Source organism: Streptococcus oralis (assembly GCF_026782235.1).
GTDB lineage: Bacteria > Bacillota > Bacilli > Lactobacillales > Streptococcaceae > Streptococcus > Streptococcus oralis_CC.
Genome location: NZ_JAKUWE010000004.1, coordinates 59,488 through 85,586 on the forward strand (window position 1 = coordinate 59,488; position 26,099 = coordinate 85,586).

At 42.1% G+C, this 26,099-nt stretch carries 22 protein-coding genes; 3 read left to right on the forward strand and 19 right to left on the reverse strand.

Going from position 1 to position 26,099, the window contains the following annotated elements; translation table 11 throughout:
• Positions 1-12 precede the first annotated feature (12 nt).
• Together MK396_RS06595 and MK396_RS06600 are read right to left on the reverse strand one after the other, a co-directional pair.
• The gene (locus MK396_RS06595) at positions 13-630 is read right to left on the reverse strand and encodes a class I SAM-dependent methyltransferase (RefSeq protein ID WP_198459440.1); all 618 of its coding nucleotides are present in this window, start codon (positions 628-630) and stop codon (positions 13-15) included.
• 102 nt (positions 631-732) lie between these two features.
• Positions 733-1,440: a glucosamine-6-phosphate deaminase gene (locus tag MK396_RS06600; RefSeq protein WP_268724073.1), complete on the reverse strand. Its 708-nt coding sequence runs from the start codon at positions 1,438-1,440 to the stop codon at positions 733-735.
• A 150-nt stretch (positions 1,441-1,590) separates the two neighbouring features.
• Between MK396_RS06600 and queA the strand changes: the two genes are divergently transcribed.
• Positions 1,591-2,619: a tRNA preQ1(34) S-adenosylmethionine ribosyltransferase-isomerase QueA gene (gene queA / locus MK396_RS06605; protein WP_268724234.1), complete on the forward strand. Its 1,029-nt coding sequence runs from the start codon at positions 1,591-1,593 to the stop codon at positions 2,617-2,619.
• Between the two features lie 39 nt (positions 2,620-2,658).
• Here the strand turns inward: queA and MK396_RS06610 are convergent, their stop codons facing one another.
• Genes MK396_RS06610 through MK396_RS06630 form a run of 5 tightly spaced genes read right to left on the reverse strand, consistent with a single transcriptional unit; the run spans position 2,659 to position 7,359 of the window.
• A complete protein-coding gene (locus tag MK396_RS06610; protein ID WP_000759522.1) occupies positions 2,659-3,519 on the reverse strand; it encodes a YihY/virulence factor BrkB family protein in 861 nt (286 codons plus the stop codon).
• A 29-nt stretch (positions 3,520-3,548) separates the two neighbouring features.
• Positions 3,549-5,603 carry a cation:proton antiporter gene (locus tag MK396_RS06615; protein ID WP_268724074.1) on the reverse strand — a complete coding sequence of 685 codons (2,055 nt, stop codon included), beginning with the start codon at positions 5,601-5,603 and terminating at the stop codon, positions 3,549-3,551.
• A gap of 11 nt (positions 5,604-5,614) precedes the next feature.
• A complete protein-coding gene (locus MK396_RS06620; RefSeq protein WP_000361094.1) occupies positions 5,615-5,869 on the reverse strand; it encodes a hypothetical protein in 255 nt (84 codons plus the stop codon).
• On the reverse strand, positions 5,862-6,419 hold the full coding sequence (locus MK396_RS06625; protein WP_268724075.1) for a tRNA (mnm(5)s(2)U34)-methyltransferase: 558 nt from the start codon (positions 6,417-6,419) through the stop codon (positions 5,862-5,864). Before MK396_RS06625 ends, MK396_RS06620 begins: the two co-directional genes overlap by 8 nt.
• The gene (locus MK396_RS06630) at positions 6,403-7,359 is read right to left on the reverse strand and encodes a TIGR01212 family radical SAM protein (protein WP_268724076.1); all 957 of its coding nucleotides are present in this window, start codon (positions 7,357-7,359) and stop codon (positions 6,403-6,405) included. Before MK396_RS06630 ends, MK396_RS06625 begins: the two co-directional genes overlap by 17 nt.
• Positions 7,360-7,450: 91 nt before the next feature.
• Here MK396_RS06630 and MK396_RS06635 point away from each other — a divergent pair, with 91 nt between their 5' ends.
• Positions 7,451-7,813, forward strand: a complete 363-nt coding sequence (locus MK396_RS06635; RefSeq protein ID WP_254735652.1) for a DUF3397 domain-containing protein — start codon at positions 7,451-7,453, stop codon at positions 7,811-7,813.
• A gap of 178 nt (positions 7,814-7,991) precedes the next feature.
• Here the strand turns inward: MK396_RS06635 and bgaA are convergent, their stop codons facing one another.
• From bgaA to miaA, 6 genes are all read right to left on the reverse strand, one after another.
• Positions 7,992-14,969, reverse strand: coding sequence for an LPXTG-anchored adhesin/beta-galactosidase BgaA (bgaA, locus tag MK396_RS06640; protein WP_268724077.1), 6,978 nt, complete (start codon positions 14,967-14,969; stop codon positions 7,992-7,994).
• A gap of 388 nt (positions 14,970-15,357) precedes the next feature.
• Positions 15,358-16,113 carry an SDR family NAD(P)-dependent oxidoreductase gene (locus MK396_RS06645; protein ID WP_268724078.1) on the reverse strand — a complete coding sequence of 252 codons (756 nt, stop codon included), beginning with the start codon at positions 16,111-16,113 and terminating at the stop codon, positions 15,358-15,360.
• A gap of 20 nt (positions 16,114-16,133) precedes the next feature.
• Positions 16,134-17,063, reverse strand: a complete 930-nt coding sequence (rnz, locus tag MK396_RS06650; protein ID WP_268724079.1) for a ribonuclease Z — start codon at positions 17,061-17,063, stop codon at positions 16,134-16,136.
• A gap of 14 nt (positions 17,064-17,077) precedes the next feature.
• Positions 17,078-17,701, reverse strand: a complete 624-nt coding sequence (locus tag MK396_RS06655; protein ID WP_213988086.1) for a cystathionine beta-lyase — start codon at positions 17,699-17,701, stop codon at positions 17,078-17,080.
• Positions 17,694-18,932: a GTPase HflX gene (gene hflX, locus MK396_RS06660; protein WP_268724080.1), complete on the reverse strand. Its 1,239-nt coding sequence runs from the start codon at positions 18,930-18,932 to the stop codon at positions 17,694-17,696. Before hflX ends, MK396_RS06655 begins: the two co-directional genes overlap by 8 nt.
• Positions 18,925-19,809 (reverse strand): tRNA (adenosine(37)-N6)-dimethylallyltransferase MiaA, encoded by an 885-nt coding sequence (gene miaA, locus MK396_RS06665; RefSeq protein WP_213988088.1) that lies wholly within the window; start codon positions 19,807-19,809, stop codon positions 18,925-18,927. Before miaA ends, hflX begins: the two co-directional genes overlap by 8 nt.
• 120 nt (positions 19,810-19,929) lie before the next feature.
• Here miaA and MK396_RS06670 point away from each other — a divergent pair, with 120 nt between their 5' ends.
• Positions 19,930-20,100 (forward strand): DUF3042 family protein, encoded by a 171-nt coding sequence (locus MK396_RS06670; RefSeq protein WP_001051782.1) that lies wholly within the window; start codon positions 19,930-19,932, stop codon positions 20,098-20,100.
• Between the two features lie 41 nt (positions 20,101-20,141).
• Here MK396_RS06670 and MK396_RS06675 read toward each other — a convergent pair whose 3' ends face one another.
• The 6 genes from MK396_RS06675 to MK396_RS06700 form a co-directional block, all read right to left on the reverse strand.
• Positions 20,142-20,981, reverse strand: a complete 840-nt coding sequence (locus MK396_RS06675; protein WP_213988089.1) for a thymidylate synthase — start codon at positions 20,979-20,981, stop codon at positions 20,142-20,144.
• 98 nt (positions 20,982-21,079) lie between these two features.
• The gene (locus MK396_RS06680; RefSeq protein WP_000078551.1) at positions 21,080-22,039 is read right to left on the reverse strand and encodes an ROK family glucokinase; all 960 of its coding nucleotides are present in this window, start codon (positions 22,037-22,039) and stop codon (positions 21,080-21,082) included.
• Positions 22,040-22,138: 99 nt separating this feature from the next.
• Positions 22,139-22,804: an excalibur calcium-binding domain-containing protein gene (locus MK396_RS06685; RefSeq protein WP_268724081.1), complete on the reverse strand. Its 666-nt coding sequence runs from the start codon at positions 22,802-22,804 to the stop codon at positions 22,139-22,141.
• A gap of 60 nt (positions 22,805-22,864) precedes the next feature.
• A complete protein-coding gene (locus MK396_RS06690) occupies positions 22,865-23,482 on the reverse strand; it encodes an alpha/beta fold hydrolase (protein WP_268724082.1) in 618 nt (205 codons plus the stop codon).
• Positions 23,483-25,204, reverse strand: coding sequence for an aminodeoxychorismate synthase component I (pabB, locus tag MK396_RS06695; RefSeq protein WP_268724083.1), 1,722 nt, complete (start codon positions 25,202-25,204; stop codon positions 23,483-23,485).
• A 287-nt stretch (positions 25,205-25,491) separates the two neighbouring features.
• A complete protein-coding gene (locus MK396_RS06700; RefSeq protein ID WP_268724084.1) occupies positions 25,492-26,055 on the reverse strand; it encodes a TIGR01440 family protein in 564 nt (187 codons plus the stop codon).
• Positions 26,056-26,099: the final 44 nt, after the last annotated feature.

Here is a 26,099-nt window from a genome sequence, read left to right on the forward strand (position 1 = left end):
GATGTACCTCCATTAATGTTTAACAATTTTATAAAGGATCCATGATCCCTTTCTTTGACTAGTTACGAGCTCAAATCCTACTGATAACAAGAATCGTCTAAATGCTTCTTCGCTTTGGACCTCTGGTAAAAAGTAAGACAACTTGTTATATTCACAAGCCAGTAAGAGCATCCCGTCTGATTTGAGTATTCTTCGAAGTTCCATAAAAGAAGCCTCTAGGTCCCTCCAATGAAAATGAGTTTGAAAGGCTGTGATTAAATCAACACTTTCATCAGAAAATCCTGTCTCACTAACATCTCTTCGTTCAAAATTTAGATTAGTCATCTCTATCTGTTTGGCTTGAGCTATTGCAGTATCTGAAATATCGATTCCAGTTATGGTACTTTGCGGAAAAGTTTCTTTCAGTAGGATGGTTGAACGACCATTTCCAACTCCCACATCTAAGATTACAGGGTAAAATGTCCTATCCAGATGACGAATTGCCCATACAAACATGGGGAGGTAGGCTCTATTCCACAATTTCATCATTCGTTTTCCTAGAAAGCCCGAAGGGTTCTTTGATTGCTGAATTAAGCGACTAAATAGTAACATTAAAAGTAAAAAACAAATAAAACCAATTATATAAATCAAAATCGATCCTCCTCGTATAGCTATATTATACCACTTTAACAGGATAGTGAACATTTGAAGTAAAAAACCACTCACTCCAAAGAGCAAGTGGTTCTTGTCGTTTTACTTTTCAAGCAAGCTGAGCGCTTCAGCATCCGCAATAATAGTCACATCAGGGTGGTTTTGTAGGCTACTTGCTGGGAGATTCTCAGTCACTGGGCCTGATGCTGTTCCAGCAATGGCCTCTGCTTTCGACTCACCATAAGCAAAGAGAATAATTGACTTTGCATCCAAGATGTTTTTAATCCCCATTGAGATGGCTTGAGTTGGAACGTCTTCAATCTTGTCAAAGAAGCGAGCATTGGCTTCAATTGTAGACTGGTCTAGGTCTACAAGGTGTGTCTGGCTATCAAAGGCAGTTCCTGGCTCATTAAATCCGATATGTCCATTGCGACCGATTCCCAAGATTTGAAAATCAACTGGATGGTCAACCAAAATTTGGTTGTAGCGTTCTACTTCAGCTTCAGCATTGTCCTTAATCCCACGAGGCAAGAAACTTTCTTTAAATGGTTTTTTGTTGAATAAGTGTTCTTGCATAAAGTGGCGGTAAGATTGAGGATTGTCTCCGTCAAGTCCTACATACTCATCAAGGTTTACACTGGTTAGATTTGAAAAATCAAGGTCACTCTCAACGATTTCCTTGTAAAACTCAAGCGGACTGCTTCCTGTCGCAAGTCCTAATGTTTGAGCACCATTGGCCAATTTTTCCTTCAGAATCTCAAAAGCAACTTTTCCACCTTCAACTTGATTTTCAACTTTAATAACTTTCATCTTTTCATCCTCCGTTTTAATCTATATTTATTATATGGTATAGACCAATTTTTGTCAAGTGAAAACGATTTAATTTCTAAAAAAAGAGCGCCCAAACTTGAAACGTGTTATAATGGATAAAATTAGAACTTAGAAAGAATGATGAAAAAAATGAATACAGCTGATTTTGATTTCCACTTGCCTGAGGAATTGATTGCCCAAACGCCCCTTGAAAAACGAGATGCCTCCAAACTTCTTATCGTTAATCGTGAAACGGGAGAAATGCAGGATAAACACTTCCACTCTATTATCGACATGCTAGACCCCGGTGATGCTCTTGTTATGAACGATACCCGTGTCCTCCCTGCCCGCCTCTATGGTCAAAAGGAAGAAACAGGAGGCCATGTGGAGCTTCTCCTACTCAAAAATACTGCTGGTGATGAGTGGGAAGTCCTAGCTAAACCTGCCAAACGCCTCAAGGTCGGTACTCGCGTCAGCTTTGGAGATGGTCGTCTCAGCGCTGTCGTTACGGAAGAATTGACCCACGGGGGCCGCATTGTCCGCTTTGAATACCAAGGAATTTTCCTAGAAGTCTTGGAAAGTCTCGGTGAAATGCCACTACCACCCTACATCCACGAAAAACTAGATGACCGTGAACGTTATCAAACGGTCTACGCTAAAGAAAGTGGCTCTGCTGCTGCACCGACTGCTGGATTGCACTTCACCAAAGAACTGTTAGCAGAAATCCAAGCCAAAGGTGTCCATCTGGTCTATCTCACTCTCCACGTCGGACTCGGAACCTTTAGACCTGTCTCTGTTGACAATCTGGACGAACACGAAATGCACTCCGAATTCTACCAACTTTCTGAGGAAGCAGCTGCCACTCTTCGCTCTGTTAAGGAAAATGGAGGCCGTGTTATTGCTGTTGGAACTACTTCGATCCGCACACTGGAAACCATCGGTTCCAAGTTTAATGGGCAAATCCAAGCAGATTCTGGTTGGACCAATATCTTTATCAAACCAGGCTACGACTGGAAGCTTGTGGATGCTTTTTCAACCAACTTCCATCTGCCAAAATCAACTCTCGTCATGTTGGTTTCTGCCTTTGCAGGCCGTGAATTAGTCTTAGATGCATACCAGCACGCTATTCAAGAACGCTACCGTTTTTTCAGTTTCGGTGACGCCATGTTTATCTATTAAGAAAATCCCTATTAGGAAACCTAATAGGGATTTTTCTAATCATTCCATACTAAACTTTGGATCTTTCAAACTCTGAACACTGGCATTGATAACTGCTCCGATAATCAAAATCTTAGCAATAAGAATAAACCAGAACATCATGACTACAACGATGATGGAACTAAAAAATCGGACATCCACTAGGTGATTGACATAGTTATTAAAATAAACAGAAAAGATATTCAATAAACCGATAAGAGTTAGCAAGACAAAGATACTTCCTGGTAAAACATAGCGGATTCGTGGTGTTTTTACTTTTGGAAGGAAATAGTAAATCATGACTAGAATGGCAAAGATCAAGGCATAGACCAGAGGACCTGTAAAATCCTGCAGGTAGGAAAATAGCGGGCTGTCTGATTGCCAGTAAGTTTTGAGGAGGTTGAGCAACATACGACCAAACATACTCAAAAACAAGGCCAAGGCAAAAAGAATCTGCAAGCCGAGGCTAACAAGCAAACTCATCAACTGATGGGAGATAATCCCTCGACTTTTGGTAACTCCATAGGCTTTGTTAAAAGCTTTTTGGAGGAAATCCATTGATTTCGAAAAGGTCCAGAGTGCAGATAAAACGGCAAAACTCAGCAAACCAGTTGATGGTTGAGTCAGAACTTCTCGGACAATCTTGGCGACCACATCATACACTGTATCAGGCAAAAATTCCTTGATTGTCAGTAAGAAATTTGAGACCGGAATCTGAAAATAAGGCAAGATATTGACCATTATCATTAGCAAAGGAAAGATTGAAACCAACCAATAGTAGGCAACCGCAACACTGGTCAACTCACTATCAGATGCTTGATAATAATGCAAAAAAGCTTTCAATAAGGGCCTGTCCATCAGCTCTTTCCACCACTTTTTCATGTTCCATCCTCCGTCATTTTCTTCATCATCTAAGTTCTTCTGATTAAATCTAGCATATCATAAGGCAAGGTATTTGCAGCCTCTTTCAGAGAATAATTCTCTAAATTATTCACATTTTGGCGTAGTTTTTTAGCATACTTGGCTGTTATCAGTTTAGCTTCTTCGTATTCAAAGATTGCCTTACGTTCGAGATAGTAGCCTCGTAGCATTTCATCGATATTGTTTGGTTTGATGCGATTGATAACCCGCTCAACAAAGACACCACTTCCGATAATGGCCGTCTCGCGTAGACGAGACTCTTGCATAAAGCTAATCAGAGAACTCTTGTAAACCCCTTTGAGGTTTTCCAAACTCTCGATAATCAGCTCTGTATTTTCCAAATACAACTCTGAAATCTGATCATAGTCAACTGCTAGTAGTTTACGAGATCCTTCATTCATCCAACTACGGAAAGTTTTGCCAAAGGTAAACATTTCATGGAGTAGAAAGCGCAGTATCCGTAAGGAAACTAGGAAGTAATAAGTCACTCTAGAAGCGAAATTCCGATTGATACTCTGCTCCATGTTTTTTAGGTAACGTTGGTAAACTCGATAGCCACGCTCGCTGATTCTATTTTCTTCGTAGGCTTGCTCCAAACCGTCACTCTCAATACTCAAGATAAGAAGCTTGAGAGACTCCCAGTCCTCTTGGACTCTTTTATTTTCCTGACTAAGGATGAGATTTTCAATCCGACCATGGTAATTATCAATAGCTGCATAAAGAGGAAGTTTGTTTTTGTGATGGTCCAGTTCTTTTTCTAATTCTGCAGCTACATCATTCAAAATCGCAATATGCATCAAATGATCCTTGCTTTCCTCTTGTTCTTCAGATAAGTGAGGGAGAACCAATAAACCTGTTAGAAAGCTCAATAGTGTAACGCCTGCTACAAGGAAGAGTAAGAGAGGGTATTCCTGCTCCAAATGACTTGGTATGAGGAGAATGGTCGCGATAGATACTGTTCCTTTGACACCAGAGAAGGTCAAAAGAAGCATATCTTTCGTGTACTTATTAATTTTTTTCTTAAGTCGACGCGTCCTCACAAAGTAAAAACCAGCAATCATGACAAAGCGGATCGCAAAGAGTAAGAAGGTCAGAACGACAACTGAAAGCAGTAAAAGAAGGGGATTGTAGAGAGAATTAGACAAGATCGGCTCTGCTATCAACTCTAATTCCATTCCCAAGAGAACAAAGACTGATCCATTTAGCATAAAGGTCACGGTGTGCCAAACGGTCTCCGTCACGGTGTCTACCTGAGCCTCAAGGAGCGTAATTTTCTTAAAGCGACTGGCCTTCAAAATACCTGCAACCACTACTGCGATAATCCCTGAAACATGAAACTCTTCTGCGATGAAAAAGGTCATGAGTGGCAAACTTAGCTCTAGCAATAGTTCACTAGCTATATCTATCGCTCGCACACTCAGTAAAAAGCTATGCAAGAAACGATTGACCATAGCCGTCACAAAACCAACTACAAAACCACCAAGGATAGAAAGTGCTAGGGAAGTTCCAGCTTGGCTGAGAGAAAACGTTCCTGTTGTCCAAGCAGCAAGAGCCATCTGAAAGGCAACCAAACCAGAAGCATCATTTAAGAGTCCTTCCCCTTTTAGGATATTAGAAACCCGTTTGGGAAAACGAAAACGTTCAGAAAGAGATGCGAAGGCAACCAAATCTGTTGGCCCAAGTGCCGCTCCAACTGCTAAACAGGCAGCCAAAGGAAGGGTAATCCAAAGGAAGTGAGCCATGCCCCCCAAGCTTAAAGTCGAGATAAAAATCACAGGAAAAATCAGAAAAACGACAATCCGCCAGTGCTTCAAAATGGACGTAATATCCGCTTCTTCTGCCTCCCGGAAAAGTAAGGGACCAATAACCATGGCCAGAAACAGCTCTGTATTGAGATGAAAGTCCGCATCAGGAACAAATAAGCCAATCCCAATCCCCAAAAGGATTTGTACAAGAGGAAGGGGTAAAAAAGGAAGAAGTTTATTGGTCGTGGTTGAAATGATTAAGACAAATAAAAATAGAATCAAGTAAATGAGTAATTCCACACAATTCCTCCTTAATCTTTTTTACAACAAGATTCAAAAATCTCCTTTTGCTCTTGGATTTTCTGATCAATCTTAGAACAGTCTTTGTGCTCAATTTTTTTCTGGCATCGTTCCATTTCAAGAGCCACTAATTTTTTCTTAATTTTAAGCATTTTCTTGCTCATATGTGCTTCGTCGAGCACTCCGACTGCTCGCTCGTGATGCGTTGACTCGACAAAATTTTGGCGCATTGCCTCAAGCTTCTCACGAAGGTATTGTTTATCCATGTCTATACCTTTCTAATTTTTCAATCATAACTAAAAACGGTGGATTGTTAACTTGGTTGAGAGTCCGATAAATGGCAGCTGTATACTCTTGTTGGTTCAACTGGCTAACAAAATCCAATACAGCATCCCTCTCAGTGTCTCCTCCTTCATGACCATAGTAAATCATAATGGCAATCCTTCCACCCTTGACAAGCAAATGACAAAGCTTTTCAAGTGCTTCAATGGTAGTCCGAGGTCTAGTAATAACAGACTTATCAGCAGATGGCAGGTAACCCAGATTAAAAATCCCTGCCTTAGCTTCTGTCACAAACTGATCAAGTGTCTCATGACCTTGCAAGATTAACTGGGCATTTGTCATTCCAGCCTGATCCAAACGCTCTTGCGTCTTCTCCAAAGCCTGCTCCTGAATATCAAAGGCATAGACTTGCTTGGCTAACTTGGCTAGAAAAAGGGTATCATGGCCATTGCCCATGGTCGCATCCACTACAATATCCTCTTTTGTCACAACCTCAGCCAAAAAATCATGTGCCATCTCAAGTGGTCTTTTCATTTTTAAACTCCTGTTTTACAGCCTTGCATCCTTGCACACTTCCGCGGCGTCGCATCTCATTCTCTATGCTATTCAAAACTTCCCATTTATTGAGGCTCCACATAGGACCAATCAACATATCTCTCGGTGCATCTCCTGTAATTCGATGGATGACGATATGCTTGGGAATGATTTCCAACTGGTCACAAATGACCTTGACATACTCGTCTTGACTCATCAGTTGCAAACGTCCTTCGTGGTAATCTCGCTGCATCCGTGTATTGGTCATGAGGTGAAGCAAGTGCAGTTTAATTCCTTGAATATCATTATCCGTAACACAGCGACGGACATTTTCAACCATCATCTCATGGGTTTCCCCAGGAAGACCGTTGATCAGATGGGAAACAATTTCAATCTTGGGATACTTTCTCAAGCGTTTTACTGTTTCAACATACAATTCATAAGAATGGGCACGGTTAATCAGCTCAGATGTTGCTTCAAAGGTTGTCTGCAAGCCCAATTCTACCGTCACATGCATGCGTTCCGATAACTCAGCCAAATATTCGATGGTTTCATCGGGTAAACAGTCTGGCCGTGTTCCGATATTGATCCCTACTACACCTGGCTCGTTGATAGCCTGCTCATATCGCTCCCGAATCACTTCCACCTTTTCATGGGTGTTTGTAAAGTTTTGGAAATAAACTAGATACTTTTTAACATCTGGCCACTTGCGGTGCATAAAGTCAATTTCCTTATAAAATTGCTCACGGATAGGGGCATCCGGTGCCACGATGGCATCTCCAGAACCTGAAACCGTACAAAAAGTACAACCACCGTGAGCTACAGTTCCATCCCGATTTGGACAGTCAAATCCCGCATCGATAGGAACTTTGAAAGTCTTTTCTCCAAAAAGTTTTCGATAATAATCATTCAAGGTATTATAAGATTTCATAACTTTCATTATAACAAAAAACACCTACAATCTCAAAAGCCTGACTTTCCAACAAATTCCCTTGTTTCTCATTTCCTTTAACGTTTTTTTATGATACAATATGGGTATGATTTTAATGAAAATAGCATCTATTTTATTATTGATATTAACCTTGGTGGTTTGCTTTATTGTCACCAAGCTTTTCGGACTTAGAAAAATAGGATTTAATTTCGCGGATCTAGCTTTTCCACTTTTGGTATTCGAGTACTATCTGATTACTGCTAAAGCCTTTACCCACAACTTTCTACCGCGACTTGGTGTCGCACTTTCTCTCCTAGCAATCCTCCTTGTAATCTTTTTCCTTGTCAAAAAACGAAGTTTTTATTACCCTAAATTCATCAAATTCTTCTGGAGAGCCGGTTTTCTCCTTACCTTAATCATCTATATAGCAATGATTGTCGAATTGTTCTTACTGAAACAATAATGGAATCTCTAGAAAATGCCTTCTAGGGATTCTTGCTTTCTCTCCAAAATTACACAGATAGTAAAATTATACGATTTTACACAAAGAAAAGTCCTTAGAAACTTGTATTCTAAGGACTTTTTATCTGAGACGAGAGTTTCCCTCAGGTCTTAAATAGCAAATAAGGTATCAAAAATATCTAATCCTCTTTTTTGCCTTTAGTGGCCACTAATCCTGCACTCAAACCAAGAAGAGCTAAGCCTGCTGCTACTGCTGCTTGACCTTCTGCACTTCCTGTATTTGGTAACTGCTCTTTTTGAACCTGACCAACTGCACTTGAAGTGTTTTGTTTTGTATCTGTTTTTTCTGATACTTGTGGTTTTGTAGATTCTTGAGGTACTGGTTTAGTTGTTTCACCAGCTGTACCTACTTCTACGATGCGATCCTGAGCCACGACTTTATCATAGCTTTCTTTTTCAGTTCGCTTGCCATTTTCAACTTCAATCAAATGAACACGGATACCTTTCTGTCCTTCTTGGAGAACACGGGTTTGACCTACTGGAAGCTTATCGTTCTTTTGTTCCTGAACTTTGAAATCAATGATTTCTTCTTCGATTACAAGTTCTGGTCTGTTAAGGACAAGGTTCTTCACTTCATCTTCTGGAAGGGAGGTTCCTGGTTTCGTTCCTACTTCTACGATGCGGTCTGTCGGAGCTTCTAACACTTCGCGAAGTTTTTCTTCCTTAGTGCCGTCAGGATTAATCACTGTAAAGATCCGTTCCTTACCAACTTTTCCTTCTTGTTCTACACGAGTTTCACCTAGATACAGTGTTGAATCTTTTTTCTCAACTGTCTTGTAGGCCAAATCTTTTTCAACAAATTCGAGTTTTGGAAGATCTTCTTGTACAGCAGCAACAGTCTTCTCAGAAACTGGCTTTTCTTTTGTAAACTGGATACGGTATTCCTTGACTTGTTTTCCACTTTCTGAAACAAGGCGAACAAACACTGGAAGACTATCGTCTCCGCTATCTACAACTGTTGAAGCTACTTGATTACTTTCTTCGACTGAGACTTTTGGACGTTGACCTTTATAGGTGATTTGATAGTCTTGACGATCTTCAGCGAAGTCAGGAAGTTCTTTTCCATCTACAAGAATCTTCGATTGGGTACTTTCTTGAGGCAATTCACTCGGTGCAAGGAAGGTCATCTCAATCATCGCAACGCCGCTCTTGTCTGCTTTACGCTCCATACGCCATCTCATGGCTTTGGTTTTAACAGCTTTAAATGTTACGTTGATTTCATCACCAGCTGCAATGTCCTTATCCGCACGATAAGGCACAGCTTCCCAATTTTCTGGATTATTGAATGGATGGGCTGCATCGTAGGCTTGATAGTTTGAATAGTAGGTAGGCACTTCAAAATCTGGACCAATATAACGTTCCAAAACGAGTTTAGATGGGGCATCCGTACCACTATCTGCAAAGAAATGAAGTTTGGCTTGTGCTACAGTCCGTTCTACAACCTTACCATTTTCACGGAAGATCACACCTGCTGATACTTCTGGATTAGAAGATGGTGTTGGAGACCAGTTTGTCCAACGACGACTTTCTGAATGATCTCCATCATTAATATAGTCTACACGGTCATGTGAACTTGGATCAATATCATTAGTTGCGGAAGCAAAGGCCTGGTTACTGTTTTCATCATACTCTGGGTTATTTGAAAGAGCTTCGCCTAGTTTGTCTGTCACTCGTACAGTGAACTCAGCAACAAGATCACTACCAAGGACACGGCCTCGAACGATAAATTGACCTGCTTTTGTCAGATTTTCTGCTGGAACTTCTTCCCATTCTACTGCCAAGTCTTTTGTTTCGTAACCGTCTTTACCTGTGAAGTAAACCGGAACTTTAGTTGGCAATTCAAGCGGTTGTCCTACTTGTACCAAGCGAGCTTGTTTGACAGCTGCAACTGGTTTACGAGAGAGCAAATCTTTATTGCTTGTGAAGTGCAGACGGTATTCTCCTAAGATATCACCATTTTCAGCCTTAGCGATAACACGAACTGGCTCACCTTCGCGAACGCTCGGAACAACGGTAGCAAGACCATTGTTGCTAACACTTGCTGTTACTGCAGGAACTTTGCCATCTACAGACTCAAGATAGTAGTCTGTCAAATCAGGATTGAAGTTTGCTAAGTCTTTACCGTCAACTTGGATTCTTGTTTGTCCTTGTTTGGCTGCCGCAACTTGTTTCGCAAAGATTTGTACCTCTGTGATAGATGTTCCTTTCTTGCTATCAAGTCGAACCATACGAATACGGACAGCATAGGTTTCAACTTTATCAAAGCTAAAGTGATTCATTTCTCCAGCTTTTAATTGAGCTGGTGCTTTGAGATTGATAACTGGTTTCCAGTTGGCTGGATTGTTAAATACATGGTTTTCCTCACCTACAAAGCTAGGGTTTTTAGGAGCTGTTGGAACGGTCTTACCGACATAATACTCAATCACATAAGACTTCGGTACACCAACTCCATGGTCTTCGTGGAATCCGACACTTAAATTATCAACCGAACGTTTGCTCAAGATACCTGAATCTCCGAATAGGACACCAACTGAAGCTTCTGGATTAGTACGATTCCGGTTTGTCCAACGGTTGGCTGGTCGGTCATTAAAGGAAATCAATTTATCGTTGACATTTGAAACAGGATCGCTTGGATTTGAGTCTGAAGCAAAGGCAAGTGGCAATTCTGAACCGGTCCATTGGTCAGAAATATTTGCTCCTTGCTCAGTTTGAGCAGACACACGAACATGAAGTTTGGTAGTTAATTGCGTACCTTCTAGGCGACCATTAACTGTAAAGACACCTTCCTTGGAGTATTGGTCTGATTGAATCGCATCCCAAGTAACCTTAGCTGATGAAACGTGACCATTTGAATCGTAGGTACGAACACTTTCTGGTAATTGCGGTGCTTCTGAGATTGGTGTTGTCACACTAACTTCTTCAACCGAAACGATACCTTCTACAGAGACTTTAGCACGCGCTTCAAGATTAATTCCTTCAACTTTACCTAGCACTTCAAAGGTTTGATAGTGGTCTAGTTTTTCTTTTGGAATAGCTTCCCATGTGACTTTGTGAGTTTTAGGGAAACCTTTGTCATACTCAACAGTTACTGTTGCTGGAAGACTTGGTTCTTGATGCAAGTCTGTCACTACATTTACTGGACGGATGGATTGCGCAACCTTCGTCTCAGTATTGGCTTGGATAGTGAGTTCAACTTGGCCTTTAGCCCCCTCATATTCTGCTTTGAGAGTGACTACTCCCGGTCTATGCAACTCAAGCATTCCTTTACGAACTGCGACTTCCCCTTCACCACTTGTTGAGAAGGTTACTTTATCAGCTGGTAAAACTGCTTGTGTTCCGTCTTGATAGTGAGCGAGTACAGACAATTTCACTGTTTGATCTTCTTTAAGACCGTCAGCTTTCTCTACTTGTAAGCTCAAGTGGTCAATCTTTGGTGCTTCTTCAAGGAATTGAATTGCATAGGTTTGAAGAGGGCCACCATCTTTTGGTTGAACATAGATGCTTGCACGCATGCCGTTTGCTGCGCTTGCTTGCACCACTGTAACAGCTGCATTTTCAGCACTTGCTGTGACTTTTGGTAACTTATCTCCATAAGCAAGAGTGCGGTATTGCATTGGTTTTTGACTAGTAAGACCTGTGACAGCTTCACCACCAACCGTTACAGTTGGTACTGCAGGTGCCGCAGCCTCGCCTTCTTCTACCACAAGGGTAGCGTGAATAGTCTCACCACCCAGTTGGCCAGTCATTGGAATACGTGATCCTGCAACTGACAGTTTAGCTTTATCTGCTTCCGCAATCTCCCACTTATCAACTTCGTATTCTTGTATGCTTCCATCCGTAACAGCAATAGAAACGTATTTGTCAACAGCACTCAAGTCTGTTCCTGGAGCAACACGCTTAACAGTTGGAAGCTCATTTGCAATTGCTAGAATTTCGACACGGGCCTCAACTTCGCGTCCGTCTGCCATACCTTTAACAGTCACAACTCCTGCTTGGCTCACATCAACTGAAGACCAAGTTACTGGACGTTTTTCACGACTGCCATCACTGTAGATAAAACCGACTGTCTTCGGCATTTTTGGCTCTTTCTCAATAACAGTACGTACTTTTGGTACTTCTGTCCCGAGAACAGTCTTTTCTTGACCTTCTTTCTTGCCTGTAAATACAGTGACTTGGTCCGATTTCAAGAGATCTGAATGGGCAGTAAGGGTGAATTTACCTGCTTGTTCAGTTGATTTGACAATGGCAACCCCTTTACCGTTAAAGGCTCTACGGATCCAAGAACCATCTGGTTGTGCCTTGTAGCGTTCACGGCTGGCTTGTTCCCCATTATCGACACCGACCAGTTGACCTTGTCCATTCAATTGGAAACGAACCAAATTATTAGCAGTTGGTACCACATTTCCTTCACTGTCAACGATTTCGTAGTAGATGTAGGTCAAGTCTTTTCCATCTGCTGCGATTGCATGTTCTTCCTTGACGAGGCGAACACCTGCTGGTTGGCCTGCAGTCGTGATCTTATCACGTGCAATTTCTTTTCCAGCTTCATCGCGAGCTACAGCTTCCAAAGTACCTGGTTGGTAAGCAACCTTCCATTCAAGATAGAGTTCCTTAGCATTGGCACCTTCTTGGTAAGTGCGGCCATCACTGGTTTGTTTCTTGTTGAACTTCTTAACTCCGAGAGATTGACCATTTAAGAACAATTCTACGCTTGCAGCGTTTGAGTAAGCTCGAACTGGGATTTTTCCGTCTGAATCTTCAACTTTCGATGCCAATTCTCTATTTTCCCAGTTCCAGTGAGGAAGAAGGTGAACCATTGGTTTCTTCTTGACAGAAACCCATTGGCTTTGGTAGAGATAGAAGTCATTTTTTGGAATACCAGCTGTATCTACGATACCAAAGTAAGAGCTCTTAACGGGAGTTTGGTTTTGGTTGTGCCATGGTGTAGGCTCACCGATATAGTCCGTACCTGTCCAGATAAACTGTCCAGCATAGCCAGCGTTGTCACGGTCAAACGTCCATGAAGCGGTTGCCGTTTTACCCCAACCAACACGATCATTCCCATAATCTGACTGTTCATAGTTACGATAAGCTTGGTTGCTATGTACCAATTCTTGTTCAGGACGATAATAGCTACCGCGTGTACGGGTTGCTGAAGATGTTTCTGAACCGTAAATCAACCAGTTTGGATGTTTCGCACGAAGTTTCTTGTAGTTGTCTTCTGAATAGTTGAAACCAACCGCATCCAGTTCATTAGCAATCTTCTCATGATCACCACTACCATCACCAAAGCGGAACTTATCTGCTCCCATAGTAACATAACGTGTAGTATCAACATCTTTAATCACTTTTACTAAGCGTTTAACTGTTGCAAGAGAGTGAGCCTTTCCATCTGCTTCACCGATTTCGTTTCCGATAGACCACATGAAGACAGCTGGGTTATTTTTGTCTCTTTCGACCATGGTACGAAGATCATAGTCAGACCATTTTTCACCTTTTCTAGCTTCTGGGTGAGTGGCATCTTTTTCAAAGAAACGTCCGTAGTCATATGGTTTCTTGCCACCATACCAAGTATCAAAGGCCTCTTCCTGAACCAGCAAACCAAGTTCTGCTGCGATTTGCAAGGTCTGTGGACTTGCAGGGTTATGAGTTGTACGGATGGAGTTAACTCCCATCTCCTTCATTTGTTTGAGACGGCGGTATTCTGCTTTATAATTTTCTTCTGCTCCAAGTGCTCCGTGGTCATGGTGCAAGGAAACACCATGGAATTTAATGCGTTCACCATTCAAAGAGAAACCTTCATTTGGAGTCCAATGATAGTAACGGTAACCAAACAAATCTTTCTTAGCATCAACCAATTGACCGTCACGGTAAACACGCGTAATCAATTCGTACAAGGCAGGTTTATCGTTTAAAACTGTCCAGAGTTTTGGTCTTTCAACTTCTAAAATCGCATCAAGACTTGTTGACTCATGTGCTTTCAAGGTACGGCTCGCTGTACGAACCAAGCCTGTTACAGCCTGACCACCACGTTCAACGATTTGATATTCTGCCACCAGTTCATGGTCTTTATCATCTGTATTGACGACTTTGCTGGTCACATGCGTTTCAACCTTGCCGTGTTGCTGTTGTTCTAGCTTTGGTGTTAAGATGGTTGTCCCATTCTTCTCAACATGAACCTTATCTGTCACTTGCAAGGTCACATCACGGTAGATACCGCTACCTGAATACCAACGGCTACTTGGTTGTTTGTTGACAGCATGGACAGCAATCACATTCTCACGGCCATCTTTATGGAGGTATTTAGTAATATCGTATGAGAACTGGTTATAACCATTTGGATAATGTCCTACTAACTGGCCATTGACATAGACTTGAGAGTCCATGTAGACGCCATCAAAGGTCACACGAACATTTTTCTTGAGATCTTTTTCATCAAGTTTAAAGGTCTTGCGATACCAAGCTTCACCACCATTGAGCTGTCCACCTTCATTTTGGGCAGGGGACTGATGGTCAAAATCGTTAAAGATACTCCAGTCGTGTGGGAGATCCAATTTTTGCCATGTTGATACATCGGCATCTGATTTCACAGCTTCTTTAGGATTCGCATTGAGTTTAAAGTGCCAATTTTGATTAAAATTCACTTTTCTATCTTCAATCATTTGATTCACTTCTTCATTTGTCGCAGCTTTCAAATCTTCCTTGACAGGCTTTTCTTGACTTGAAGCTTGAGATTCTACCTTTGGTGCTGTTTCTTCAGGTTTTAGTGACGCTTTCTCCTCTTTTGGAGCTACAGGTTCATCTTCTTTCTTCTCTGGCTTGCTTGCTTCAATTGGAGCAGCTTGACTTTGGTCGACACTTGCAGTATCCTTGTGCTCTGCTACAGCTTGATTTTCTTTTTCCTCCACTGCCGGACTTTCCTCTTTTGCTTGTTCTACAGTGTGGGCGATAGGAGTTTCATCAGCGAAAACTGGTGATTCTCCAATGACACTTCCTCCAAATAGAACCGCACAGGTTCCAATCATGACAGAGCAAGCGCCTACGGCAAACTTACGAATGCTGTAGACTCTTTTACGATTCCAATGGCCTTTTTCCATAAAATCCTCCTTTAGTAACCGCTTCTATTTTCTTGTAAGCGTATTACTTTTTCATAGCCTTTTACCCTTATTTTATAAAATAATATAGGAAATTTCAATACCCTAAACACAAAAAATCATATTTTTGATTGTTTTTTCTAAAATTTGTAGAAGATTCGAAAAAAATGAATGTAGATTTAGAACAAAAACAAACATTTTTTAACACTCAGTTAAATATTATAAAAGAGGCTGGAACAAAAAGATTTTGATTTTAGGAATTCTTTATTATAAATTTTAAAAATCGATAGATTGGACAAAAAAAGCGAACAAAACAGAATTCCGAATGTCAGATAACTCATTTTGTTCGTTTTTTTACATTTAAGGTTAGATTTTTGTCCCAGCCTCTCTTTTACTTATAATTAAAGATTCCCCCTGCCAACTTATCAGCTAGCTTGGGAAAGAGAGTATAAAACTTATGGGCTAGGTTCAACAAAACTGGGAGATTGAGTTCCCGTTTGTTTTTTCCTATACACTTAATAATCTTTTTAGCCACTGCATCTGGTTCTAAGAGAAAGCGGTCAACAGACTTGAGGTAGCTGCCATCTGGGTCAGCCTGATCAAAAAAGGCGGTACGAATCGGTCCTGGATTAACCGTCGTTACATAGACAACATAGGGCATGAGTTCGAGGCGCAGAGCGTTAGAAAATCCGATAGCCGCAAACTTGGTTGCTGAGTAAAGACTAGACTTGCTAGTCGCTATCAAACCAGCCATGCTAACGATATTGATGATATGGCCTTTTCGACTTTCCTTCATACGAACTCCAAGACGACGAGACAGAGTCATCAGAGCAAAGGTATTGACCTCAAACATCTGGTGAATATCTTGATCAGAAATCTGGTCGAAATCTTCAAAAATTCCATAGCCAGCGTTGTTAATCAAGACATCAATCTTGCCATAACGGAGATAGAGGTCAGCTACCAGAGCTTCTAGGGCTGAGTCATCAGTAATGTCAATTTCAATCCATTCCATATTAGGATGATTTCCGTAGAGTTGTGCCAGTTTTTCCTTGTTTCTACCTAGCAAGATCAATTGGTCATTTGGCAAGAGTTTGACCATTTCTTGGGCTAAGCCACCGCTAGCTCCGGTAATGAGAATAGTACGCATACTTATCCTTTCTCAATCTTCTAGATTTCCACTTCTTCCAAGTCTTTAACCACATGGACATTATCAAAAATACTAGCAGCATCTTTCTTAAGCTGACTAATATCCTTTGATAGGAAGCGGGCACTGATATGGTTGAGCAAGAGGCGTTTGACTCCTGCTTCTGCCGCTACTTGTGCAGCTTGCATATTAGTTGAGTGACCGTGATTGCGGGCAATTTTCTCATCGCCCTTGCCATATGTGGACTCATGGACTAGGACATCGGCGTTAACAGCCAGACGCACACTAGCATTGGTTTTGCGGGTGTCACCCAGAATGGTGATAATCTTACCTGGACGGGGAGCTGAGATATAGTCTGCTGCCTTGATTTCAGTCCCATCTTCTAGAACAACATCCTGACCGTTCTTGATTTTTCCAAAAAGCGGGCCGAACGGAACACCAGCAGCCTTAAGTTTTTCAGCATCCAAGGTCCCTTCAAGATCCTTTTGCATGACACGATACCCAACACAGAAAATAGTATGATCCAGCTCCTCTGCATACACAGTGAATTTATCGGTCTCAAGGATTTTCCCTAGAGAATCTTGGTCAAACTCATGAAAATGAATGCGGTAAGGCAGACGAGAACCTGACACACGAAGACTGGTTAAGACAAATGACTTGATCCCTTGGGGGCCATAAATTTCCAAATCTGTTTGCTCTTCATTAGCCTGAAAAGCACGGCTAGAAAGAAATCCTGGCAAGCCAAAGATATGGTCTCCATGCAAGTGAGTGATAAAGACTTTTCTGACCTTACGTGGTCGAATCGTGGTTTCCAGAATGCGATTTTGCGTTCCTTCTCCACAGTCAAAGAGCCAAACTTCGTTAATCTCGTCCAAGAGTTTCAGGGCGAGACTTGAGACGTTGCGGGCTTTAGAGGGCTGACCAGCCCCCGTTCCTAAAAATTGAATATCCATTCGATACTTTCTAATTAATCAATATATAACATGGCTGTGCGGTTTTCCGATCGGAAATAATGCTTGCCAGAAAAAGCTCTAGCTTCTTGCAGCAAATCCTCTTGGCTGTAGCCTTTGAGACGCTTGCGACCATCTGCTAAACTTTCCAAATCAGTCAAAGCTGTGAGACTTTTTACGCTAACAACTTCCTCGTCCCCGACAGACTTCAAGTAAATCTTTCCAGACTCCTCAAAGACGAGCTGATGGGGGAAAATTTGCGCAATCTCAAAAAGCAAGTCATCCGAGATTACCTCTTCATTTTCAGAGAAGATTCGCCCCAGACCATCACTCTCATAGCAAAATCCAAAAGATTTGCCAGATAAATTAAGACGAATAAAAGGCTTATTTTCAAAGGTGAAACTTGGCTCAGCATTGTAGAGGTTCAGTTCCTGACTGAGTTCTGAAAAATAATCCGTCGCAGCTTCAGGACTCTTTTTCTGGTAGAGTTCAGCAAAGTAGGCATTGACTACACTCGGAGGAGGTGTGATGAGAGCTAACTGCTCCTGCTCTGCTTTGCCAGCTAGAAGCTGATCCAGATAGATCTTATCCAGACTTGTATAGCCTCCATACTTTAGAGCCAAAGTTTTAATATCAGTCATAAAATTCCTCTAACCTCCATTTATTTTTCTCAGAAATGTAGCCTGTAATGACTTCACCGTCATCTTGATAGTCGCGCTCTTCCAGAATCGCTACACTTTCCAAATCATGAATCTTGTAGGATTTCGAAAAAGGCACGCGCAGAGTAAAGGCTTCAAAAATTTCCTTAATCTTATCTAGCAATAATGCTTGCAAATTCTCACGACTATCCTCGGACTTGGCAGAAATGAGGGCATACGGTGTTTGGGTAGGCGTGAAATCCTCCACCAAATCCGCTTTATTGTAAAGGGTCAGGCGGGGAATATCCTCCATGTCCAAGTCTTTCATGATGGACAGGACTGTTTTTTCATGTTCCTCGTGATAAGGATTGCTGGCATCGATGACATGAACTAGAAGGTCAACATGCTTGCTTTCTTCCAAAGTCGACTTGAAACTGGACACCAATTCAGTCGGCAAATCTTGGATAAAGCCAACCGTATCAGTTAAAGTCACTTGGAGATTACCTCCCAGATGGATACTCTTTGTCGTCGCGTCCAGAGTCGCAAAGAGTTCGTCCGCTTCATACTGGGTCTTACTGGTCAAGGTGTTCATGATGGTTGACTTCCCAGCATTGGTATAACCAATCAAACCAATTTTAAAGGTACTTGACTCCAAGCGTTTTTCTCTGACTGTCGCTCGATTCTTCTCAACTACCTTAAGCTGACGCTCAATATCTGTGATTTGATTGCGAACACTACGTCGGTTCAGTTCCAACTGACTCTCACCTGGACCACGGGAACCAATTCCCCCTGCCTGACGGCTGAGCATAATTCCCTGACCAACCAAGCGAGGTAAGAGGTACTTAAGCTGGGCCAAATGCACTTGAAGTTTTCCTTCATGGCTTCGAGCCCGCATAGCAAAGATATCCAGAATCAACTGCATACGGTCAATAGCTTTAACACCCAGAACTTCCTCTAGATTGACATTTTGCCGTGGTGTCAGACGGTTATTGACAATGACAGTGGTAATTTCTTCTGCATCTACCATTTGAGCGATTTCTTCCAACTTACCAGATCCGACGAAGGTCTTGGAGTCATACTTTTCCCGTTTTTGTCTGTAGCTATCGACTACGACTGCCCCAGCTGTCTTAGCCAGACTGGCCAACTCTTCCATGGAGAGGTCAAAATTGTCCATGTCCTGCAATTCCACACCTATGAGCAGGACTTGCTCCTCTTTTTTCTCCGTTTCAATCATTTAAAAACTCCTCTATCTGGCTTAAAATGCGGTCCTGCACGCCAGGCTCTCCTATCTGATAAAAGGTGACCTGCATGCGATTACGGAACCAGGTCAGCTGACGCTTGGCAAAACGACGCGTCGCCCGCTTGAGACTCTCGCTAGCTTCCTCTAAAGTCTGCTCCCCACGGAAATATGGAAATAGTTCCTTGTAGCCAATTCCTTTAGCAGCCTGCGCATCAGGGTAATGGTCAAAAAGCCACTTGGTCTCATCCAAAAGCCCAGCCTCAAACATCAGATCCACTCGGTGGTTGATACGTTCATAAAGCTGACTACGCTCATCATCTAAGCAGATAATCAGAGGTTCATACAAAGTCTCTTGATTTTCCAAATCCTGATTAAAATGGGCGATTTCTAAGGCACGCATAGCACGACGACGGTTAAACTGGGGAATTTCAAGACCTGCTTGCTCCACAAGATGAGCTAATTCCTCATCTGAATAAGGCTCTAAACTAGCTCGATAGGCTAATATCTCCTCATGAGGTGTCCCTCCACCTAGATGGTAGCCTTCCAGCAAGCTCTGGACATAAAGCCCGGTTCCACCAGCAATAATCGCTAGCTTGCCACGGTTTTGAATATCCTCAATAGCTTTCTTAGCTTCTGAAACAAAATCAAAAGCCGAGTAAGACTCGGTCACCTCTCTGACATCAATCAAATGATGAGGAACAGCAGCTTGCTCCTCTGGGCTAGCCTTGGCCGTCCCAATATCCAACCCTCTGTATACTTGCTGACTGTCACCACTGACCACCTCTCCACCAAAGCGCTTGGCCACTTCAATAGCAAGGGCTGTCTTCCCAACAGCAGTCGGTCCAACAATCACAATTATTTTTGTTTTCATCTTTTTTCCTTGAAAAATTTCCATTTTTTCGTTACTATTATTATATCACAAAAAGGTCAGTCAGAAAAATGCTACCTCTTGAGGAGCCTGGCTGTTCGGGAAGATAAAGGAGGAAGACTCATGGCTAAAGGATTCGCTAAAGGTCTTGTAACAGGTGTCGCAGGAACTGTCGCTGCCGTTGCAGGTGCGGTGTACGCAATTAAAAAGAAAGTGATTGAGCCAGAAGAGCAAAAAGCAGCTTTCATCGAAGAAAACCGCAAAAAAGCAGCTCGCCGTCGCGTATCACATTAATGCACAAAAGAAGTTGAGATTTCTCAACTTCTTTTTATTTTTTAAATAGCCAAATCAAACTTCAGCTGCGGCTTAACTGGATCGTAGTCGACCAACTCAAAGTCTTCCGCTTTGATATCAAAGAAATTAGTCCCATCAGGAACATTTAAAACCAAGCGTGGTTGGCAGTCTGACGGCTCACGACGGAGCAATTCCTCTGCTTGTTCAAACTGATTATCATAGATATGAAGGTTGTTGATAAAGTAGAAGAACTTCCCAACCTTCCAGCCGAAATGCTTGGCAATCATCATCTGCAAAGCTACGTACTGCATCGCGTTAATGTGGTGGGCCACCAACATATCATTAGAACGCTGAGTCAAGGTCGCATCTAGATAGATTTCCCCATCAACGCGACGGACATCAAACATGGTCTGAAAGGCGCATGGAAGGAGGCCGTCTGTCTCCTCAAATGCTTGGTAATCCCAGAGTGAGATGATATTGCGACGGTTCCAGGGATTGGCTTCCAACTGCTTGAGAATCTTATTAATGATATCGTGTTTCTTAACGACCGCACCGTAGCGTTCACCAATGGTTCCCGTATCTCCCACTTCCCAGTCATTCCAGTAGTGAACATTGTACTTGTTATTCAGCACTTCTAGGCTATTCGACTGATCCTGGTAGATCCAAAGTACTTCCTTGATAGCTGATTTGATTGCAATGGGACGCAAGGTTGTGATGGGAAATTCCCCCTTAGATAAATCATACTCGGCAAAGGCACCCGTTATGTACTTGGAATTGGCAATGGTCCCGTCCTTGTACTTAGGACGTGCTTGTTCAGAAAAGACACCATCTTTGAGGATTCGTTCAATATTCTCTTTAAAAATCGTATCTGCTTTTGTCATTTACTCTCACCTCATTTATTGTCCTAACTAGTATAGCATAAAAAAAGAAAGGAGGAAAATCACTGGCTTTAAAGTAGTGTTTTTCTCCCTTTATGATCTTATTGCAATACAAGTGATGCTGCTCCGATAACTCCAGCGTCATTTCCTAGAGTTGCAAGAGCCAATTTAGTGGATGTGCGTACTTGTGGGAAGGTGTTTTCGTCATAAACCTTTTGAACGCCTTGAAGAAGGAATTCTCCCGCTGCTGACACCCCACCACCGATAACGATTGTTGATGGGTTGAGGATTGAACCGATGTTAGCACAAGCGATTCCCAAGTAACGTGAGAAGTTACGGTAAACGATCAAAGCAAGATCGTCCCCTTCTTTTGCAAGGTCAAAGACAGTTTTGGCTGTTACTTCTTCACCGTCGTCGATCAAGCGTTTCAAGGCCGCATCGCCTTCGTATTCATCTGCATATCGACGAGTCAAGTTGACAATCCCTGTTGCAGAAGCAACTGTCTCAAGACAGCCTTTTTTACCACAGGTACATGCGATTGGTTGGTCAAAGTCAACAGTGATGTGGCCAAGCTCTCCTGCTGCACCAGCAACACCGTGGAGCAATTTGCCTTCTGCCACGATACCGCCACCAACACCTGTACCAAGTGTCATAAAGACAACGTCTGGTTGGTTTTCACCAGCCCCCATCCAGCGCTCACCAAGAGCAGCTACGTTGGCATCATTATCAATGAAGAATGGAATCCCCAAGGCTTTTTCAATCTTTTCTTTAATTGGTTGAAGGGTTTTCCAGTTGAGGTTGTAGGCACCGATAACAGTCCCTTTTTCACGGTCAACCACACCAGGTGATCCCATTCCAATACCTCGGAAATCTGTAGCTGACAATCCAAGCAAGTCCAAACGATGTTGAATAGACTCAATCATATCATCTACAATATGGCTTCCTTCATCCAAAATATTAGTCTTGATAGACCATTTTTCTTGGATTTCTCCCTCTTGAGTTAAAATCGCAAACTTGATAGATGTACCACCAAGGTCAATCCCAATAATCTTTTGACTCATCGTCTTCTCCTTTTTAATTGAAAATGCTTACAGATATAGTATAACAAAATCGTCTGTTTTGTGCAAAGGTTTGCGTTATTTCCCTAGAATTTGTTTGCTTTATGGTTTCCACGAACCAGAAGCATCCACATAGTAGCGACCACCATCAACTCGCTCATTCTTTGCCATTTTACCATCTGATTTCAAATAGTAATTTCCTTGCCAAGTATTACGAGCGTATGAACCATCTGATTTCAAGTAGTACCATGCTTGATAACTGGTATCATAAACCCATTCACTTGATGCCATCTTACCATTTGATTTAAGGTAGTAGCTTCCCTGCCAAGTATTTCTCGCATAAGAACCGTCGGATTTTAGATAGTACCAAGATTGATAGCTAGCATCATAAATCCACTCGCTGGCTGCCATCTTGCCATCTGACTTAAGGTAATAGCTACCTTGCCAAGCATTCCTAACTGCATGCCCATTTTCAGCAAAATAATACCAATATCCATCCTGCTTAACCCATCCACTAGAAGAAACTCTATTCTGTGGATTAGACTGGCGTGGTTTAAAAACACCTCGAGGAGCTTTTGAGCGTTCACAGGCAACTCCATCACCATCACGATCTAGTTTAGAAGAGTAACCTGGTTCTCCTCTATGAATATCAGAGTAACCATTTTCCCATGCTTCTCTACAACTAGAAAAATGAATATTTTCCTCTGCAGTAACTGGTTCGGTAAATAGTCCCCAAACTAGAAGGGCAACAAAAGCCACTTTTAGCAAAACTTTTTTTTCATTATTCTCTCCTTTTTTGATACCGTTTTCGCTTTTATTTTACCAGACTTATTCCAGCAATTCAAGAAAACTTCTAGTCTTTTCTGCAAACTCCTTCGGTTTGTCAGTATTCAGTGTGTGAGGACCGTCAGGAATAATCTGCAACTTAGAATCTGACATCAATTGATGAAGGCCTCTCATAGAACTGAGATTAGGCTTGTCTTGGCTACCACAAATTAGCAAGGTTGGATAGTAACAATTCTGTGCTACTTGGGTTAAATCAAGTGTTTTCAATTCCTCAGAAACACCAACCATGAGCGCTTTGTCTGCTCCCTGATTTTCAAAAAAACTTTTTGGAAGTAGTTTAAAAATTATCAACTGGATTTTAAACAAGATATTACCTGCTAGTTTCACTGGACAGCCTGACAAGACCAAACCTTGAAGATTTGGCAAATCGTAACTTGAAAGCTCTAGTGCAAGAGTAGCACCGAGGGATAAACCGATTAAAACAAAAGGTTTCTTCTCCTCTGATAGGTATTTAGCTATCCGTTTTTTGGCTTCCTTATAAGACCCAACCCCCGTAGGAAACAATTCAAGGGCCTCAGAAGGATGATTGGCAAGTAGATCCTGAACTTCCTTCCAGCTTGTGGCCGTCTGACCTAAGCCATGTAAAAATATCAATTTCATTTATTTCTCCTTCAATAACAACTCATACAAGCCTCTGACTGCATTACAGCCATAGACAGCTTCTGCTTGGTTCAAGTCTGCCAAAGTCAGAATTTTCTCTTCTACCTGTCCTTTTCCTAGCAAATGCTGGCGGTAAATCCCTGGCAAAATTCCTAGACTGGTAGGCGGTGTGTAGAGTTTACCATTAATTTTTAAGACCAGATTTCCAATAGAGGTTTCAAGCAATTCTCCTGCTGCATTATGGTAAATGATTTCCTGTTCCCCTAGACTTAAATGTGGTCTATGAGTTGTTTTAAAGTAGGTAAATACTTGATTCAAATCTGCTTCTTGCAGACAGAGTTTAGCCTGACAGAACTCTGGACTAAGGGGTGTTAATACTTGACGCCTGAGTTCTATCTCTCCAGATTTGCTGAGACTAATTCGCAAGCGGTAGTCTTGGTGGGAATCACAAGCTTGACACTCTTCCTCTATCTTTTGTCTCAGGTTTTCTGGATCAAAAGGATAGGCAAAATATCGACTCGCCTTTGTCAGTCTTTCCAGATGTTGATCTTCAAACAGCAATTGTTTTTGGCTGATTTTCCCAGTTGTAATCAATTGGAAACGAGCTTGTTTACGATAGAGTACAGCCGCCTTTTGATGAACCTCTCGGTATTCAGATTCCCAAGTACTATCCCATGTAATCCCTCCGCCAACTCCATAGATGGCTTTTTCTTGGTACAGTTGAATAGTCCGAATGGCGACATTGAAAATTCGTCGCCCATTTGGAAGTAAGAGACCAATCGTTCCGCAGTAGACTCCACGCGGTTGAGGCTCCAAGTTCTTGATGATTTCCATGGTCGCAATTTTGGGTGCACCCGTTATGGAACCACATGGAAAGAGCGAACGGAAGATTTCAACTAGGTCCACATCCGGTCGCAACTGACTCTTGATGGTTGAAGTCATCTGCCAAACAGTTGAATACTGTTCCGCTTGGCAAAGACGCTCCACGTGCTCACTCCCCACCTCAGAAATACGGTTCATATCGTTGCGCAAGAGGTCTACAATCATCATATTTTCAGAGCGATTTTTAGGATCCTGTTCTAGCCAGCTAGCTTGGGCAAGATCTTCTTGGTCAGTCACTCCACGCTGGGTTGTTCCTTTCATTGGGCGAGTCGTTAATTCTCGGTCATTTTGCTCAAAAAAGAGCTCTGGGCTCATGGAAATCACTGCCATCTCATCATGTTCAACATAGGCATTGTAGCCCGCCTCCTGTTCTACCACCATGCGATTGTAGATGGCAAAAGGATTGGCACTCAAGTCTTGCTTGAGTTGGACAGTGTAATTTACCTGATAAGTGTCCCCCTGACGCAAATGATGGTGAATCTGGGAAATAGCTTTTTCATAGTCTGCTGCAAACGTTACTTCCTGCCACTTTGAAGGCAGATCTACTTCCTCATAAGTCAGAGGAATAGGGGATGTTTCCACCCTATCATGAACGGTAAAGTAAAGCAAATATTCGCCCAGTAGAGGAAGCTTGTGAACTGCTAGTTTTTCCTCAAAAGCAGGAGCGGCCTCGTAACTGACGTAGCCCACCACATAATAGCCTTGCTCTTGGTAGCTTTCCACTTGTGCCAGCAAGTCTATCACTTCTGCCAAATCTCTCGTTTTCAACTCTTTTATAGGCTGGGTAAAAGTGTATCTCTCCCCCAAAGCTCTAAAATCAATCACTGTTTTTCTATGCATACCTTAAGTATAGCACAAAAAAGCCGACCTAGAACAGCTAAATCCAGCTTTGTTTACTGATTTCTATAACGGAAAATCTTCTCTAAGTTGCTTTTTTCTACTTTTGGCAATTATCCATCAGATAGCACCCCTTCTTCTTGTAAAAACTGATCTTATTTGGAGCACTTTACACAAAAATTCAACAAAAAAGAACAGAGGAAGTCATGGTATCTATACCGTTGTTTCCTCTGTCTTTTGCTTTTCAGAAATTAAAAACCGAATTGTTTTTCTTTTACTACAGAATGATTTTACGACTTTCTGATAGAATCTTGTGGATACTGCGCACGCGCACCTCCAATGAGTTTTGGACGACTTGCAAGAGCCGTTACATGGGCATGCCCAATTTCACGCAGTACGGGGCGAATTGGTACCTGAACATGCTTAACATGCATGCCAATTGCAGTATCTCCGATATCCAATCCAGCATGAGCTTTGATAAATTCAACCTCAACTGGATCCTGCATAAACTTAAAGGCTGCCAACTGACCCGAACCTCCTGCATGAAGTGTAGGAAGGACACTGACGATTTCCAGACCAAATTGCTCTGCCACCTGACGTTCAACAACGAGGGCACGATTGACATGTTCACAACCTTGAACAGCTAGATGAATTCCTTTTCCCTCTAGGATATCTAGAATGGTTTTCACAATGATTTCCCCAATTTCTTGACTGGATTCCTTGCCAATCTGACCACCTATCACCTCACTAGAAGAAAGGCCCAAAACAAAGATAGCTCCTTGCTTCAAATTAGCCTTTTCTATTACATCTTCTACAATCTGGCTTGTTGCTCTTTGAATGTCTTTTTCCTTCATACTTGATACCTCTTTTGTCACTATCTATCATATCTTTTTTTACT